Raw genomic sequence first — 14,751 nt, forward strand, 5'->3', positions numbered from 1 at the left:
TTCTATCTTGCTCCCTCAATCTCCTACCAAATCAGTCGCATGATGAAACAATTAACCGAAGGACAAAGATACAAATTACAAGCGTATCTGCAAGCAGGAATTAAAAAAGATGAAATAGCCCATTTGCTGGGTATTCATCGTAGTACCCTTTATCGTGAGTTATGTCGCAATAAATGGAATCCCACGGACTCTTATGATGCTGACTATGCACAGTATCGTTACGAACGTCGTAAAGAGCAACGTATTCGTCCACAGAAATTCACAGAGTGTGTCAAGGCCAGAGCCACAGCCATGCTTGTCCAGCTGAATTATAGCCCGGAACAAATAGTAGGAAGATGTAAGGGGCTAGGCTTCCCGATGGTTTCCGTGGAGAGGCTTTATCAGTGGATATGGGACGATAAACGAAAAGGCGGGGATTTATATCGGTCACTTAGAAGAAAGGGGCGGAAGCATGGAAAGAGAGGTTCCGCACATAATAGTAGAGGATGTATTCCCAATCGCAAGGATATTTCGGAAAGACCTGCTATTGTGGAGAAAAAAAAGAGATGGGGAGATTTGGAAATGGATACTATTATTGGAAAGAATAATAAAGGGGCTATTCTTACAATAAATGAAAGAAAAACTGGGTGGCTATGGACATACAAGTTGCCAAGTAAGGAAGCTAAATATGTGGCGGCAGCAACCGTGCAACTATTGAGACCATATAAAGGGCGAATACATACAATTACTTCAGACAATGGATCAGAATTTGCAGACCACCAATATATTGCGAAAGAATTAGGGATAGATTTTTACTTTGCAAAACCACATCACCCATGGGAAAGAGGAGCAAATGAAAACCTAAATGGATTAGTCAGGCAATATATACCGAAAGGCATTTCGTTCGAATATATTACACACCAATATATAGAGGAAATTACATTAGAAATTAATCAAAGACCAAGAAAAAGATTGGGATTTTTATCACCCAAAGAGGCACAAAATTTTAGAAAGATTAAGCAGCTCAAGAAAAAATTGAACTTATAAAATAAGGAGGTGTCGCATTTACAAATTGAATTCAGCACACTACTAGAGATTTATTTTTATTTCATCTCTCATATCTCTCATAAATTGGATGTAATGTTCATATTATCAGTAATATACTGCAATGAGAGATGTTTTGTTTTCATGCATCTCTCATGGTTTTTCCATGTATCTCTCATATATTTTTCATACATCTCTCATATATCTTTCATTACAATCTAACGGTTGTTTATAGGTGAAGCTACTTATATTGTTGGGTTATCTAGCCGCCATTGACGGATTATTTAGCCATCATTGATGGATTATTTAGCTTGCATTTCAATCGTTCCACTAGAGTGAATGGTTTCGTGCACTAGAGTGAACAATACTGTCTACTCTAGTAAACAGATCTGTTCACTGGAGTAGAACGGTTTGAATGTTTATTTGATAATGTGACAAACTAGTTGATATACAATATATTGTATGTTGATTGATACATGAATTACCGTTAGCTTTTGTATGAAATGTAAGGTATGCGCGCTTCAACTCTTATTGTTTTCCGGAATGGTTGAGAAATATGACAATAATGGTATAGTAAACCTACTTTTATAGACAGCAAAATATATAGCTAGCGATATTATTGGGGTTTTATATTCATAAGTCGTGTTTTTTTATGTACTTTTGATGAGAATTTTAGAAAGATGAGTCATGTTGCATATCAATAATGCCTGTATTGCTTTTGGGACAGAAGTGCTTTTCTCCGGTTTTAATCTGAATCTGGAACAGGGAGAAACCGCTTGCATCGTGGGGCAGTCCGGTTGCGGAAAAACTTCATTGTTGAATGCGGTGATGGGATTTGTGCCGTTAAGAGAAGGGACCATTCAAGTGGGAGGGACGTTGCTGGATATATCGACCATAGATGTCGTCCGGCGACAGATTGCATGGATTCCCCAAGAATTGGCACTGCCGTTTGAGTGGGTGAAAGATATGGTTACCCTTCCGTTTGAGCTGAAAGTGAATCGTTCCGTACCCTTTTCGGAGGAGAGATTATACGCTTGTTTTGACGAATTGGGTTTGGAACACGAATTATATGCAAAGAGAGTGAATGAGGTATCCGGCGGACAGCGCCAGCGTATAACATTGGCTGTGGCTGCAATGCTTGATAAACCGTTGATTATCATTGACGAACCGACGTCTGCATTGGATGCGGGGGCGACTGATAAAGTACTGTCTTTTTTTCGACGGCAGGCAGAAAGAGGGGCGGCAGTGTTGGCGGTATCTCACGACAAAGACTTTGCAGCGGGATGTCATTATGTAATAGAACTATAATTAAGAACCAGATAGAATACTAAACTATATAGTGGGAACGATTGACATATCATATTATAATCTTCTTGTAGGTTTGCTTCTGCTTGCCATTCCATTCTTTTATCTGTGGAAATTCAAGACAGGACTGCTAAAACCTGCTGTGATTGGCACATTACGGATGATTATCCAACTGTTTCTTATCGGTATGTATCTGAAATACCTCTTTTTATGGAATAATCCTTTTATTAATTTCCTTTGGGTGGTCGTTATGATATTTGTAGCCGGACAAACCGCATTGGTACGTACCCAGTTGAAACGAAGTATTCTGTTGATCCCTATTACGGTCGGCTTTTTCTGTAGTGTTGTGTTAATAGGGTTTTACTTTATCGGGGGTGTCCTTCAATTGGATAATATTTTCAGTGCCCAATATTTTATTCCGATATTCGGCATTCTGATGGGGAATATGTTGTCGAGCAATGTTATCGCTTTGAATACCTATTATAGCGGGCTGAAACGTGAACAACAATTGTATCGGTATTTATTGGGGAATGGGGCTACAAGGCAGGAAGCCCAAGCTCCATTTATCCGGCAGGCCATTATTAAATCTTTCAGTCCTTTGATTGCGAATATCGCGGTTATGGGGCTGGTTGCTTTTCCCGGTACGATGATCGGGCAGATTCTGGGGGGAAGCAGCCCGAATGTCGCTATCAAATATCAAATGATGATTATGGTGATTACTTTCGCCGCATCCATGTTGTCGTTGATGATTACTATCTCATTGGCTTCACGACGTTCGTTCGATGCATACGGAAAACTGTTGGAAGTGACTAAAGAATCCAAGAAATGACAGTCACACGAAAAAAACGATGAGGAAGTTATGCGCATAACTATTTAATTTATTATCTTTGCAACCAAATTTTCTATCAATAATGAAAATTAAGCAAATAGTAAGCGCCCTTGAACGATTCGCGCCTCTGCCATTGCAAGACGGATTTGATAATGCCGGCCTGCAAATCGGATTGACAGAAGCGGAAGCAACAGGGGCTTTGTTGTGTCTTGACGTTACCGAAGCAGTGCTGGATGAAGCTATCGCATTGGGGTACAACCTCGTTATATCACATCATCCGCTCATTTTCAAAGGCTATAAATCCATTACGGGCAAAGATTATGTGGAACGTTGCATACTGAAGGCAATAAAGAATGATATTGTGATCTATTCAGCGCATACTAATCTGGATAATGCATACGGGGGAGTTAACTATAAGATAGCTGAAAAAATAGGTTTGAAGAATCTGCAAGTGCTCGAACCGAAAGAGAACAGCCTGCAAGACGACTTGACGCAGGCAGGTGCGGGTATTGTGGGCGAATTGGATGAACCTGAAACAGAGCTTGAATTCCTGAAACGTATAAAGAAAACTTTTGAGGTAGGCTGTGTCCGACATAATAGACTGACAGGCAGGGAGATACAGAAAGTAGCGTTGTGTGGTGGTGCAGGAGCTTTTTTGCTTCCACAGGCCATCCGGGCAGGTGCGGATGTCTTTATCACGGGTGAAATTAAATATCATGATTATTTTGGTCATGAGGGCGATATTCTGATGGCGGAAATCGGTCATTATGAAAGCGAACAATATACAAAAGAAATTTTTTATTCTATAATCCGGGATTTATTTCCAAATTTTGCACTCCAATCGAGTAAAATAAATACGAATCCCATAAAATATTTATAAGTAAAATGGCTAGAGAAGCAAAAAAAGATCCGAATGAGTTGACGGTAGAACAGAAACTGAAGACACTGTTCCAGCTGCAAACTATGTTGTCTAAGATTGACGAGATCAAAACATTGAGAGGTGAACTTCCGTTGGAAGTGCAAGACCTTGAAGATGAGATTGCCGGTTTGAGTACTCGTATCGACAAGATTAAAGCTGAAGTAGATGAATTGAAAGCTGCTATTGCCGGTAAGAAGGTAGAGATTGAAACGGCTAAGGCTTCGGTTGAAAAATATAAGTCACAGCAAGACAATGTTCGCAACAACCGTGAATATGACTTCCTGACAAAAGAAATTGAATTCCAGACGTTGGAGATCGAGCTTTGTGAGAAGAGAATCAAGGAGTATTCTGCAGACAAAGAAGAGAAAGAGGGTGAAGTTGTGAAAAACGAACAGGTCTTGGATGAAAGACAAAAAGACCTCGAACAGAAGAAGAGCGAGTTGGATGAGATTATCTCTGAAACCAAGCAGGAAGAAGAAAAGTTGAGAGACAAAGCCAAAGATCTGGAAACTAAAATTGAGCCGCGTCTATTGCAGTCATTCAAACGTATACGTAAAAATTCTCGTAACGGACTGGGTATCGTATATGTACAACGTGACGCGTGCGGTGGTTGCTTTAACAAGATTCCGCCTCAGAGACAATTGGATATTCGCTCTCGTAAGAAGGTGATCGTTTGCGAATATTGCGGACGTATCATGATTGACCCGGAATTGGCTGGTGTACAGATTGAACACAAGGCTGAAGAAGCTCCCGCACCAACAACCAAAAGAGCGATCAGAAGAAAAAGTGCAGAATAATCTACCGCTTTTTGATTATATATTTCAAAGCTCCGCATCATGCGGGGCTTTTTTTATCTCCCTTTCTTAACATACCCAAAATAAACAAACCAAACCTTTGGTTGTTATCATATCATTTCATAAAAACCTGAACTGATATGAATATACGAATGTGGGGCATATCGCTCTTTATGTTTCTTTCTACTGTATCTGCGGTTGGGCAAACTGCAAACCGTTATCTGAAGGCGCCTCTTCCTGATGAATGGGAGGAGAGTGGACAAGTATTTCAACAGACGCTTCCTGTGGATGATTATTGGTGGAAATCTTTCCGGGACACCAAGTTGGATTCTCTGATCGCTTTGGCGGTAGACCGCAATTTCTCTGTTGCGATGGCTATTAACCGCATATCTGCTGCCCGTGCCAATCTTTGGATGGAGCGCAGTAACTTTTTCCCTTCTATCGGATTGAATGCCGGATGGACTCGCGAGGAGACAAGCGGCAATATCAGTGCCGCTCCTCAATCTACGGAACATTATTATGGCGCATCACTCAGTATGAGTTGGGAAGTGGATGTATTCGGCAGTATCCGTAAGCGTGTGAAAGCGCAGAAAGAGAATTTTGCTGCAAGTAAAGAGGAGTATACGGGGGTGATGATTTCTATGGCGGCCGAGGTGGCCTCAGCTTATATCAATCTACGGGAATTTCAGCAGCAGCTTGAGGTGGTGAAGAAGAATGTCGCTTCGCAGGAAAAAGTGCTGAAAATCACGGAAGTACGTTATAACACCGGACTTGTGGCTAAATTGGACGTGGCACAGGCTAAATCGGTTTTGTATAGCACGAGAGCTTCCATTCCACAATTGGAAGCAGGTATCAACCAGTATATCACGACACTGGCCGTTTTGCTTGGAATGTATCCTCAGGAGATTCGTCCGGTGCTGGAAACGGTGGGGACTTTACCCGATTATATGGAACCGATCGGAGTGAGTATGCCTGTCGATTTATTATTGAGAAGACCCGATGTACGGAGTGCGGAACGGAATGTGAATGCGCAGGCAGCGTTACTCGGAGCTTCTAAGGCCGATTGGTTGCCGAAAGTTTTTCTGAAAGGTTCGTTTGGCTATGCTGCCCGCGATTTAAAGGATCTGGTGAAGAGTAAAAGCATGACTTATGAGATTGCTCCGGCATTGAGTTGGACAATCTTCAGTGGAGGACAATTGGTAAATGCCACCAGACTGGCAAAAGCTCAATTAGACGAAACGATCAATCAATTTAATCAAACGGTTCTGACTGCTGTGCAGGAAACGGATAATGCGATGAATGCTTATCGTAATTCCATCAAGCAGATTGTGGCGTTGAGGGAGGTGCGCAATCAAGGTGTGGAGACGTTGAAACTTTCTTTAGAACTTTATAAACAGGGGCTTTCACCGTTCCAGAATGTGCTCGACGCCCAACGTTCTCTGCTATCTTATGAGAATCAGCTGGTGCAAGCGGAAGGCAGTTCGTTATTGCAACTGATAACCCTTTATAAAGCATTGGGCGGAGGCTGGAGAGAATAAAAAAGAATCTATAAATAAAAAATATAACCGAACGGATATGAAAAAACTAATGTATATCTTTCTTGCGCTACCCATATTGACAGGATGCAAGGAGAAGAAAAACACAGGAGCAATGGGAGGAATGCCTACTCCTGAAATTAGCGTGGCTAAACCGGTAGTGAAGGACATTACTCTGACGAAAGATTACCCGGGATACCTGACAACGGAGCAAACGGTAAATCTTGTGGCTAGGGTAAACGGGACTTTGCAGTCCACCTCCTATACTCCGGGAGGAAGGGTGAAGAAAGGACAGTTACTTTTTGTCATCGAGCCTACATTATATAAAGATAAGGTGGAACAGGCGAAAGCGGATCTGCAAACAGCTCAGGCGCAGCTGGAGTACGCACGCAGTAATTACAGCCGTATGAAAGAGGCTATCAAAAGTGATGCGGTGAGTCAGATACAACTGCTACAGTCGGAAGCCAATGTGACAGAGGGGATCGCGGCTGTGAATAATGCGGAAGCCGCTTTGAGTACGGCGCATACGAATCTGGGATATTGTTATGTGCGTGCTCCGTTTGACGGGACTATCACGAAATCGACTGTGGACATAGGAAGTTATGTGGGCGGCTCTTTACAGCCCGTTACTTTGGCTACTATCTATAAGGATAATCAGATGTATGCGTATTTTAATGTAGCGGACAATCAGTGGTTGGGCATGGCGATGAATGATAATCAATCGGCAAAGAACCTGCCGCAAAAGATTATGGTACAATTGGGTAAGGATGGAACGGAGTCTTATCCTGCCGTGTTGGATTATTTATCCCCGAATGTGGATATGAGTACGGGAACATTGATGGTACGCGCTAATTTTGATAATCCGAAAGGGCTTTTGAAAAGCGGGTTGTATGTGAGCATAACTCTTCCTTATGGCGAAGCCTCAAATGCTGTATTGGTGAAGGAAGCTTCTATAGGAACGGATCAGTTAGGTAAATTTCTGTATGTCGTAAATGACTCGAACATAGTTCGTTACCGTCATATTGAGGTGGGGCAGTTAATGGGTGATACCCTGCGTCAGGTATTGGAGGGCATTTCTCCTCAAGAGCGGTATGTCACGGAAGCTCTGATGAAAGTCAGAGATGGAATGAAGGTAAAGCCTGTACCTTAAAGAGTAGTTCTTTCATTTCAAGTATTAATCCTAAACTTATAGATCTATGTTTTCTAAATTTTTCATAAACCGACCGATCTTCGCTACGGTGCTTGCACTGCTTATTGTGGTAGCCGGTCTGGTGACACTAAATATATTACCGGTAGCGCAATTTCCGGAGATTACACCACCGACGGTACAAGTATCGGCCGTTTATCCGGGTGCAAATGCCGAGACGGTAGCCCAAACGGTAGGTATTCCTATCGAACAGCAGGTGAATGGAGTAGATGGTATGCTTTATATGTCTTCCAACTCTTCATCTTCGGGAGCATACTCCCTGACTATCACTTTTGCCGTTGGAACGGATATTGACATGGCAACCGTGCAAGTGCAAAACAGGGTGAGTATCGCGCAATCATCACTTCCGGAACCGGTGGTGGTGCAGGGAGTGACTGTACAGAAACAATCTTCGAACATCGTTATGTTCTTGACGATGGCTTCGCAGGATTCTGTCTATAACAGTTTGTACCTTACCAACTATGCGAAATTAAATCTTGTCGACCAGTTAACCCGTGTGCCGGGAGTCGGTGCGGTAAATGTCATGGGAGCCGGAGATTATTCTATGCGTGTCTGGCTGGATCCTGAAGCTATGCGGATTCGCAATATTTCACCGCAACAGGTCTATCAGGCCATTCAGGCGCAGAACGTAGAGGTTTCTGCCGGGTATATCGGTCAACCTATCGGACAGGATAATAAGAATGCGTTTCAGTATACGTTGAATGTGCAAGGGAGACTTACCTCACCGGAACAGTTTGGCAATATCATCATCCGTACGGAAAAGGACGGAGCAATGCTTCGCCTGAAAGATATTGCACGGATTGATCTGGGTTCTGCTTCTTATGGAGTGGTATCCCGGCTGAATGGGAAACCTACGGCTGCCATCGCTATTTATCAGCAACCGGGATCCAACTCATTGGATGTATCGAAAGGGGTGAAAGCCAAAATGGAGGAATTGGGAGCGAACTTTCCGTCAGGTGTTACTTATAACGTTACGTTGGATACAACGGATGTGATTCATGCTTCCATTGATGAAGTGATGGTGACGTTCTTTGAGACTACTTTGCTGGTGGTGCTTGTTATTTTCTTGTTCCTTCAGAATTGGAGGGCGGTTATTATTCCTTGTCTCACCATTCCGGTCTCTTTGATTGGTACTCTTGCTGTGATGGCGGCATTTGGCTTCTCTATCAATACATTGACGTTGTTCGGATTGATTTTGGCAGTCGCCATTGTGGTGGATGATGCGATAGTGGTGGTGGAGAACGCTTCGAGGTTACTGGAAACCGGACAATACTCGCCTCGCGAAGCGGTGACAAAAGCGATGGGAGAGATTACCGGCCCTATTGTCGGCGTGGTTCTTGTGTTGCTTGCCGTATTTGTTCCTACTATGTTGATTAGTGGAATTTCCGGCCAGCTATATAAGCAGTTTGCGTTGACTATTGCTGCTTCGACCGTGTTGAGCGGTTTTAATTCATTGACGTTGACACCTGCGCTTTGCGCGCTTTTTCTCGAAAAGAGCAAACCTTCCAAGTTTTTTATCTATCGGGGATTCAATAAGGCTTATGATAAAACGCAGGGAGTATATGACGGAATCGTTAAATGGCTGCTTAAACGACCGGGATTTAGTTTTATCTCTTATGCCATTTTGACAGTTATTGCCGTTCTTCTATTTATGCGCTGGCCTTCTACGTTTGTTCCCGATGAAGATGACGGATATTTCATTGCTGTGGTTCAATTGCCTCCTGCTGCCAGTCTGGAGCGTACACAAGCGGTTGGAAATCAAATTAATGCCATACTTGATTCGTATCCTGAGGTACAGAACTATATAGGTATTACTGGTTTTTCCGTTATGGGAGGTGGTGAGCAGAGTAATTCGGCTACTTATTTTGTCGTACTGAAAAACTGGAACGAAAGGAAAGGGAAGGAGCACACGGCTGCCGCTGTAGTCAACCGTTTCAACGGTGAGGCGTATATGACAATTCAAGCCGGGCAGGTGTTTGCTATGGTTCCACCGGCTATTCCGGGATTAGGAGCTTCGGGAGGTCTGCAGCTTCAGGTAGAGGATAGGAAAAATCTGGGACCTACGGAGATGCAGCAGGCTATCGATGCTTTATTGGTTTCTTACCATACCAAACCTGCTCTGGCTTCTATATCCAGCCAGTATCAAGCAAATGTACCGCAGTATTTTTTGAATATCGATCGGGATAAAGTTCAATTTATGGGTATTGCCTTGAATGATGTCTTTTCTACGCTGGGATATTATATGGGAGCGGCGTATGTGAATGATTTTGTAGAGTTCGGACGTATCTATCAGGTGAAGATCGAGGCGCGTGATCAGGCGCAAAGGGTGATTGATGATGTGCTGAAGTTGAGTGTGCCGAATTCTGCGGGAGAGATGGTGCCTTTCTCTTCTTTTACTAAAGTAGAAGAACAGTTGGGGCAAGATCAGATTAACCGGTATAATATGTATTCTACTGCGGCTTTGACCTGCAATGTGGCTCCGGGAAGCAGTACGGGGCAGGCTATTCAAGAGATGGAGGCTTTGTTCAAGGAACAGTTAGGTGATGAATTCGGGTATGAATGGACTTCTGTTGCATACCAGGAAACGCAGGCTGGGAATACAACGACCATTGTTCTGGTCATGGCTTTGATTGTCGCATTTTTAGTGTTGGCTGCGCAGTACGAAAGTTGGACCAGTCCGGTAGCGGCGGTTATTGGTTTGCCGGTAGCATTGTTGGGAGCGATGATTGGTTGTCTGATAATGGGGACTCCGGTAAGTATTTATACGCAGATTGGTATTATCCTGTTGATTGCGCTTTCGGCAAAGAACGGAATTCTGATTGTGGAGTTTGCCCGTGATTTCCGCGCTGAGGGGAATTCTATCCGTGATGCGGCGTTTGAAGCGGGACATGTTCGTCTGCGACCGATTTTAATGACATCATTTGCTTTCGTTTTGGGAGTAATGCCGTTGCTGTTTGCTACCGGTGCAGGTGCGGAAAGCCGTATCGCACTGGGAGCTGCAGTGGTATTCGGTATGGCAATGAATACGTTGCTGGCTACGGTTTATGTACCTAATTTCTATGAGCTGATGCAGAAATTGCAAGAAAAATTCGGTGGGAAAAAGAAAGTGGCGGGATGATGTAATCATCCCGTAGGTTTCATGTAATGATCGATTTATAAAGAAGCATAGTCCGGAATATCTCTCAGAAAAGTATAGCTCTGATTTTCATAATCCATGCGGCAGCAATAGTGCTGCATTCCGTTGCTGACAATCAGGTAATCTACTTTCAGTACCATATTGTATCGGGTAATCTGATCGAAAACTGCTTGCGTGATTTCTACATGGGGAGCTTTATACTCCACAATCATCCGGGCGGACAGGTCTCTCCGGTAGAGTACTGTATCGCATCTTTTAGTTGTACCGTTCAGCTTCACCATTACTTCGTTCGCTAATAGAGCGGATGGGTATCCTTTGTGTGCAATGAGAAAGTGTACAAAGTGTTGTCGTACCCATTCTTCGGGAGTAAGGGCGACATATCGTTTGCGAATCACGTCAAAAATTACATTTTTTCCGTTTCGTACGTTTATTTTAGTGTCGAATACTGGTAGGTTTAACGATAACATTTATTATTTTTGTAAGTTAAATAACGGGTTCCTTTATTTGGAACCGCAAATTTAATGAAATTATGAAAACAAAAGAAGAAATCGTAGCTAATTGGCTGCCACGTTACACAAAACGTAACTTGGAGGATTTTGGAGAGTATATACTGTTGACTAACTTCAACAAGTACGTAGAGATTTTCGCCAATCAATTTGATGTCCCAATATTGGGTAGGGATGCTAATATGATTTCTGCCAGTGCCGAAGGAATTACAATGATTAATTTTGGTATGGGGAGCCCTAATGCCGCCATTATCATGGATTTGCTGGGTGCTATCCGCCCGAAGGCATGTCTGTTTCTTGGTAAATGCGGTGGTATCGACAAGAAGAATCATCTTGGAGATTTGATTCTTCCCATTGCGGCAATTCGTGGCGAGGGAACTTCCAATGACTATTTTCCGCCTGAGGTTCCGGCGTTGCCTGCATTTATGTTGCAGCGTGCCGTTTCTTCATCTATTCGTGACTATGGACGTGACTATTGGACAGGAACTGTTTATACTACGAATCGTCGTATTTGGGAACATGATGAAACATTCAAGGAGTATCTGAAAAAGACTCGCGCAATGGCAGTTGATATGGAAACGGCAACATTGTTTAGTTGTGGCTTTGCCAATCATATTCCTACCGGTGCATTGCTGTTGGTTTCCGATCAACCGATGACTCCGGATGGGGTGAAAACAGACAAGAGCGATAGCCTGGTTACCAAAAATTATGTGGAAGAGCATGTGGAAATAGGTATTGCCTCTTTGCGTATGATTATTGATGAAAAGAAAACTGTAAAACACTTGAAATTTGACTGGTAATTCCCGGTCTTGAAAGATATTATGGCAAAACAAGAACTGACGTGTGATGATATTCTCAAGGAGTTGGGTGCTAAACAATATCGTCCTGTCTATTATTTGATGGGGGAAGAATCGTATTATATCGACCTGATTGCAGATTATATAACAAATAATGTGTTGAATGAAACGGAGAAGGAGTTCAATCTAACCGTGGTATATGGTGCCGATGTAGATGTGGCTACTGTCATAAATGCAGCAAAGCGTTATCCGATGATGTCCGAACATCAGGTGGTAGTGGTAAAGGAGGCGCAGGCAATCCGCAATATGGAAGAGTTGTCTTATTATCTTCAAAAACCACTCCTGTCTACTATTCTGGTAATATGCCATAAGCATGGTACGTTGGATCGTAGAAAGAAGTTAGCAGCCGAAATTGAAAAGGTGGGCGTATTGTTTGAATCGAAAAAAATAAAAGAGGCCCAACTTCCTGCTTTCATATCTTCTTATATGAAGCGTAAAGGTGTGGATATGGAACCTAAGGCAACAGCCATGTTGGCTGATTTTGTAGGTTCTGATTTGAGCCGACTGACGGGGGAACTGGAAAAGCTGATCATCACTTTACCTGCTGGTCAGAGACGTGTAACACCTGAGCAGATAGAAAAGAATATCGGTATAAGCAAGGATTATAATAACTTTGAATTGCGGAGCGCACTTGTCGAAAAGGATATCCTTAAAGCAAATAAGATAATAAAATATTTTGAAGAAAACCCGAAAACGAATCCAATACAGATGACTTTGTCACTGTTGTTCAACTTCTATTCTAATCTGATGTTGGCATATTATGCGCCTGATAAATCAGAGCAGGGAGTTGCTAATATGTTAGGACTGAAAACGACTTGGCAGGCTAAAGATTATATAGCTGCTATGAGAAAATATACTGGTGTAAAGACAATGCAAATCGTTGGTGAAATACGATATGCGGATGCAAAGTCAAAGGGAGTAAAGAACAGTTCAATGACAGATGGAGATATTCTTCGCGAATTAGTGTTTAATATTTTGCATTAGTAGGAGCGTTTTTGGTATATAAGAAAAGACATCTACTTTTACTATAAATAGAATAAAGTAGATGTCTTTTCTATATCCTCTGAAATATGTTTTCTTTTGGACGGTGTAAGTCTATATTTTGAATAAAAAAACGAACAATAATTTCTATATACTTTCCTTATCTTTTCATGGCTACTTCCTCATCCTTTGGACTTTTTCATTTATTCATTCATCTCAATTTTATTCGGTGGTGTCCCCAACCAATATCATTCTTTCGTCGAATAGGCGTTTTTCTCTTCACAAGAAACTTCACAGAAAAATTTGAATTCCTATCTTGCTTTAAATATCATTTTGATAGTTTGGAGATTAATAGTGGTGATTTTCTTGCTTTTCTCTATTTAAACTAAAAAACAGAGTCATAAAATGTGAAGTAAATATTTGTATAACAATGTATTATGCAGAATTAGACCTTCCTAGAATTGAAAAAAAACATCGAAATGGGCTAATGGACGGAAATATTGCAAGGATTTGGTATTTTAGGTTAGAATGTCAAAGATGATTTGAAGAAACCATAATATACATTCGTGAATAATAGCTTTTTTTCTTTATTTTATTGCAAGTGCAACTTCTTCTATTTACGTTTGTGTATTTCGTGTTATATATTTGTAATTAATACTCTTGTGAATGCTATACATTTATACATTATTAGCTGGTTGTATAAATGTAAAATAGATAGTTTACAAAGATAAAGTATTTTAGTATAAATGTAGTAGGAGAGTGATTAATAGTTATTTATAGGTATGCCATATCATTAAATATCAGTTATATATATACAGTTATTTGATTTTGAACTGTAAATTAGAACTTTATGTGATATTTATTTTTGTGAATATCACTGTTTCTACTCATTATTTCTATGTGTAATTCGCTTATTATCAGATAGTAATGTGTATTTGTTAAATAATGACTATGATATGTAAGTAGGCTCTTTTATCTATGTGTACAATCGTGATATTTCAAATGTGAATAATGATATAGTTTTGTGATATTAGTGTTTTTATAATTGTAATTTGCTTTTGTGAATTTAAATATTTACTTTTGTATTGTGTTTAAACTTTGATATATTTTTGTGAAAACATCATTTAGTGCGTGGAATTATAACTTTCAATAAAGGCAGTATGGAAATAAAAGACAGAATTAGAATGATTATGGAAAGGGAAAAGGTTCCCCCCAGAGTTTTTGCCGAGACAATCGGGGTTCAGCAGTCTACTCTTTCTCATATTTTAAATGATAGAAATAAACCGAGTCTGGAAGTAGTCATGAAAGTTCACCAGACTTATAGCTATGTAAATCTCGAATGGCTATTATATGGAAAAGGTGAAATGCTCGCTTCTGCAGAAAGTGCTTCATTGGTATCTTCTAATGGAGATTATCAACCTTCTTTGTTTGACGAGAATCCTGTAAATTCGACCAAAGAGACGATTGGTCTGGAAAATCGCAAGGAAATTGCATTAAGAGGCACTGAAAATGTAGCTAAAGAGGTTGTAAAACAGGAAATTAGGTATATAGAAAAGCCTGTTAGGAAAATCACTGAAATAAGAATTTTCTTTGATGATAATACCTATGAAACGTTTAGACCTGAAAAATAAGAGGTAAAATCGCTCGTTTGAGCAAATT

General features: G+C 41.2%; 12 protein-coding genes. 11 read left to right on the forward strand and 1 reads right to left on the reverse strand.

Annotated elements, in window-relative coordinates; translation table 11 throughout:
* Window positions 1-39 precede the first annotated feature (39 nt).
* From ACNOGP_RS15500 to ACNOGP_RS15535, 8 genes are all read left to right on the forward strand, one after another.
* Window positions 40-1,026 (forward strand): IS30 family transposase, encoded by a 987-nt coding sequence (locus ACNOGP_RS15500; RefSeq protein WP_195477624.1) that lies wholly within the window; start codon window positions 40-42, stop codon window positions 1,024-1,026.
* Between the two features lie 684 nt (window positions 1,027-1,710).
* On the forward strand, window positions 1,711-2,331 hold the full coding sequence (locus tag ACNOGP_RS15505; protein ID WP_007760496.1) for an ABC transporter ATP-binding protein: 621 nt from the start codon (window positions 1,711-1,713) through the stop codon (window positions 2,329-2,331).
* A gap of 31 nt (window positions 2,332-2,362) precedes the next feature.
* A complete protein-coding gene (locus ACNOGP_RS15510) occupies window positions 2,363-3,157 on the forward strand; it encodes an ABC transporter permease (RefSeq protein WP_418213138.1) in 795 nt (264 codons plus the stop codon).
* 82 nt (window positions 3,158-3,239) lie between these two features.
* Window positions 3,240-4,037 carry a Nif3-like dinuclear metal center hexameric protein gene (locus tag ACNOGP_RS15515; RefSeq protein ID WP_143866066.1) on the forward strand — a complete coding sequence of 266 codons (798 nt, stop codon included), beginning with the start codon at window positions 3,240-3,242 and terminating at the stop codon, window positions 4,035-4,037.
* 5 nt (window positions 4,038-4,042) lie between these two features.
* Window positions 4,043-4,873 carry a zinc ribbon domain-containing protein gene (locus ACNOGP_RS15520; protein ID WP_007760483.1) on the forward strand — a complete coding sequence of 277 codons (831 nt, stop codon included), beginning with the start codon at window positions 4,043-4,045 and terminating at the stop codon, window positions 4,871-4,873.
* Window positions 4,874-5,010: 137 nt separating this feature from the next.
* Window positions 5,011-6,408 (forward strand): efflux transporter outer membrane subunit, encoded by a 1,398-nt coding sequence (locus ACNOGP_RS15525; protein WP_418213139.1) that lies wholly within the window; start codon window positions 5,011-5,013, stop codon window positions 6,406-6,408.
* Window positions 6,409-6,445: 37 nt separating this feature from the next.
* Window positions 6,446-7,555, forward strand: coding sequence for an efflux RND transporter periplasmic adaptor subunit (locus ACNOGP_RS15530; protein WP_418213140.1), 1,110 nt, complete (start codon window positions 6,446-6,448; stop codon window positions 7,553-7,555).
* A 46-nt stretch (window positions 7,556-7,601) separates the two neighbouring features.
* Window positions 7,602-10,730 (forward strand): efflux RND transporter permease subunit, encoded by a 3,129-nt coding sequence (locus tag ACNOGP_RS15535; RefSeq protein WP_418213141.1) that lies wholly within the window; start codon window positions 7,602-7,604, stop codon window positions 10,728-10,730.
* A gap of 35 nt (window positions 10,731-10,765) precedes the next feature.
* Here ACNOGP_RS15535 and ACNOGP_RS15540 read toward each other — a convergent pair whose 3' ends face one another.
* Window positions 10,766-11,215, reverse strand: coding sequence for a type I restriction enzyme HsdR N-terminal domain-containing protein (locus ACNOGP_RS15540; RefSeq protein WP_007753411.1), 450 nt, complete (start codon window positions 11,213-11,215; stop codon window positions 10,766-10,768).
* 62 nt (window positions 11,216-11,277) lie between these two features.
* Between ACNOGP_RS15540 and ACNOGP_RS15545 the strand changes: the two genes are divergently transcribed.
* From ACNOGP_RS15545 to ACNOGP_RS15555, 3 genes are all read left to right on the forward strand, one after another.
* Window positions 11,278-12,054 carry an AMP nucleosidase gene (locus ACNOGP_RS15545; RefSeq protein ID WP_007760475.1) on the forward strand — a complete coding sequence of 259 codons (777 nt, stop codon included), beginning with the start codon at window positions 11,278-11,280 and terminating at the stop codon, window positions 12,052-12,054.
* Window positions 12,055-12,075: 21 nt separating this feature from the next.
* Window positions 12,076-13,095, forward strand: coding sequence for a DNA polymerase III subunit delta (gene holA / locus ACNOGP_RS15550; protein ID WP_007760473.1), 1,020 nt, complete (start codon window positions 12,076-12,078; stop codon window positions 13,093-13,095).
* Window positions 13,096-14,252: 1,157 nt separating this feature from the next.
* Window positions 14,253-14,723 (forward strand): helix-turn-helix domain-containing protein, encoded by a 471-nt coding sequence (locus ACNOGP_RS15555; protein WP_143866060.1) that lies wholly within the window; start codon window positions 14,253-14,255, stop codon window positions 14,721-14,723.
* Window positions 14,724-14,751 lie beyond the last annotated feature (28 nt).

This window comes from Bacteroides difficilis, assembly GCF_048319815.1.
Lineage (GTDB): Bacteria > Bacteroidota > Bacteroidia > Bacteroidales > Bacteroidaceae > Bacteroides > Bacteroides zhangwenhongii.

Excerpts from the sequence above, each read along its gene's own strand:
- ACNOGP_RS15500 (WP_195477624.1), top strand. The coding sequence starts at position 40 with ATGATGAAACAATTAACCGAAGGACAAAGATACAAATTACAAGCGTAT.
- ACNOGP_RS15505 (WP_007760496.1), top strand. The coding sequence starts at position 1,711 with ATGTTGCATATCAATAATGCCTGTATTGCTTTTGGGACAGAAGTGCTT.
- ACNOGP_RS15515 (WP_143866066.1), top strand. The coding sequence starts at position 3,240 with ATGAAAATTAAGCAAATAGTAAGCGCCCTTGAACGATTCGCGCCTCTG.
- ACNOGP_RS15520 (WP_007760483.1), top strand. The coding sequence starts at position 4,043 with ATGGCTAGAGAAGCAAAAAAAGATCCGAATGAGTTGACGGTAGAACAG.
- ACNOGP_RS15525 (WP_418213139.1), top strand. The coding sequence starts at position 5,011 with ATGAATATACGAATGTGGGGCATATCGCTCTTTATGTTTCTTTCTACT.
- ACNOGP_RS15530 (WP_418213140.1), top strand. The coding sequence starts at position 6,446 with ATGAAAAAACTAATGTATATCTTTCTTGCGCTACCCATATTGACAGGA.
- ACNOGP_RS15535 (WP_418213141.1), top strand. The coding sequence starts at position 7,602 with ATGTTTTCTAAATTTTTCATAAACCGACCGATCTTCGCTACGGTGCTT.
- ACNOGP_RS15540 (WP_007753411.1), bottom strand. The coding sequence starts at position 11,215 with ATGTTATCGTTAAACCTACCAGTATTCGACACTAAAATAAACGTACGA.
- ACNOGP_RS15545 (WP_007760475.1), top strand. The coding sequence starts at position 11,278 with ATGAAAACAAAAGAAGAAATCGTAGCTAATTGGCTGCCACGTTACACA.
- holA (WP_007760473.1), top strand. The coding sequence starts at position 12,076 with ATGGCAAAACAAGAACTGACGTGTGATGATATTCTCAAGGAGTTGGGT.
- ACNOGP_RS15555 (WP_143866060.1), top strand. The coding sequence starts at position 14,253 with ATGGAAATAAAAGACAGAATTAGAATGATTATGGAAAGGGAAAAGGTT.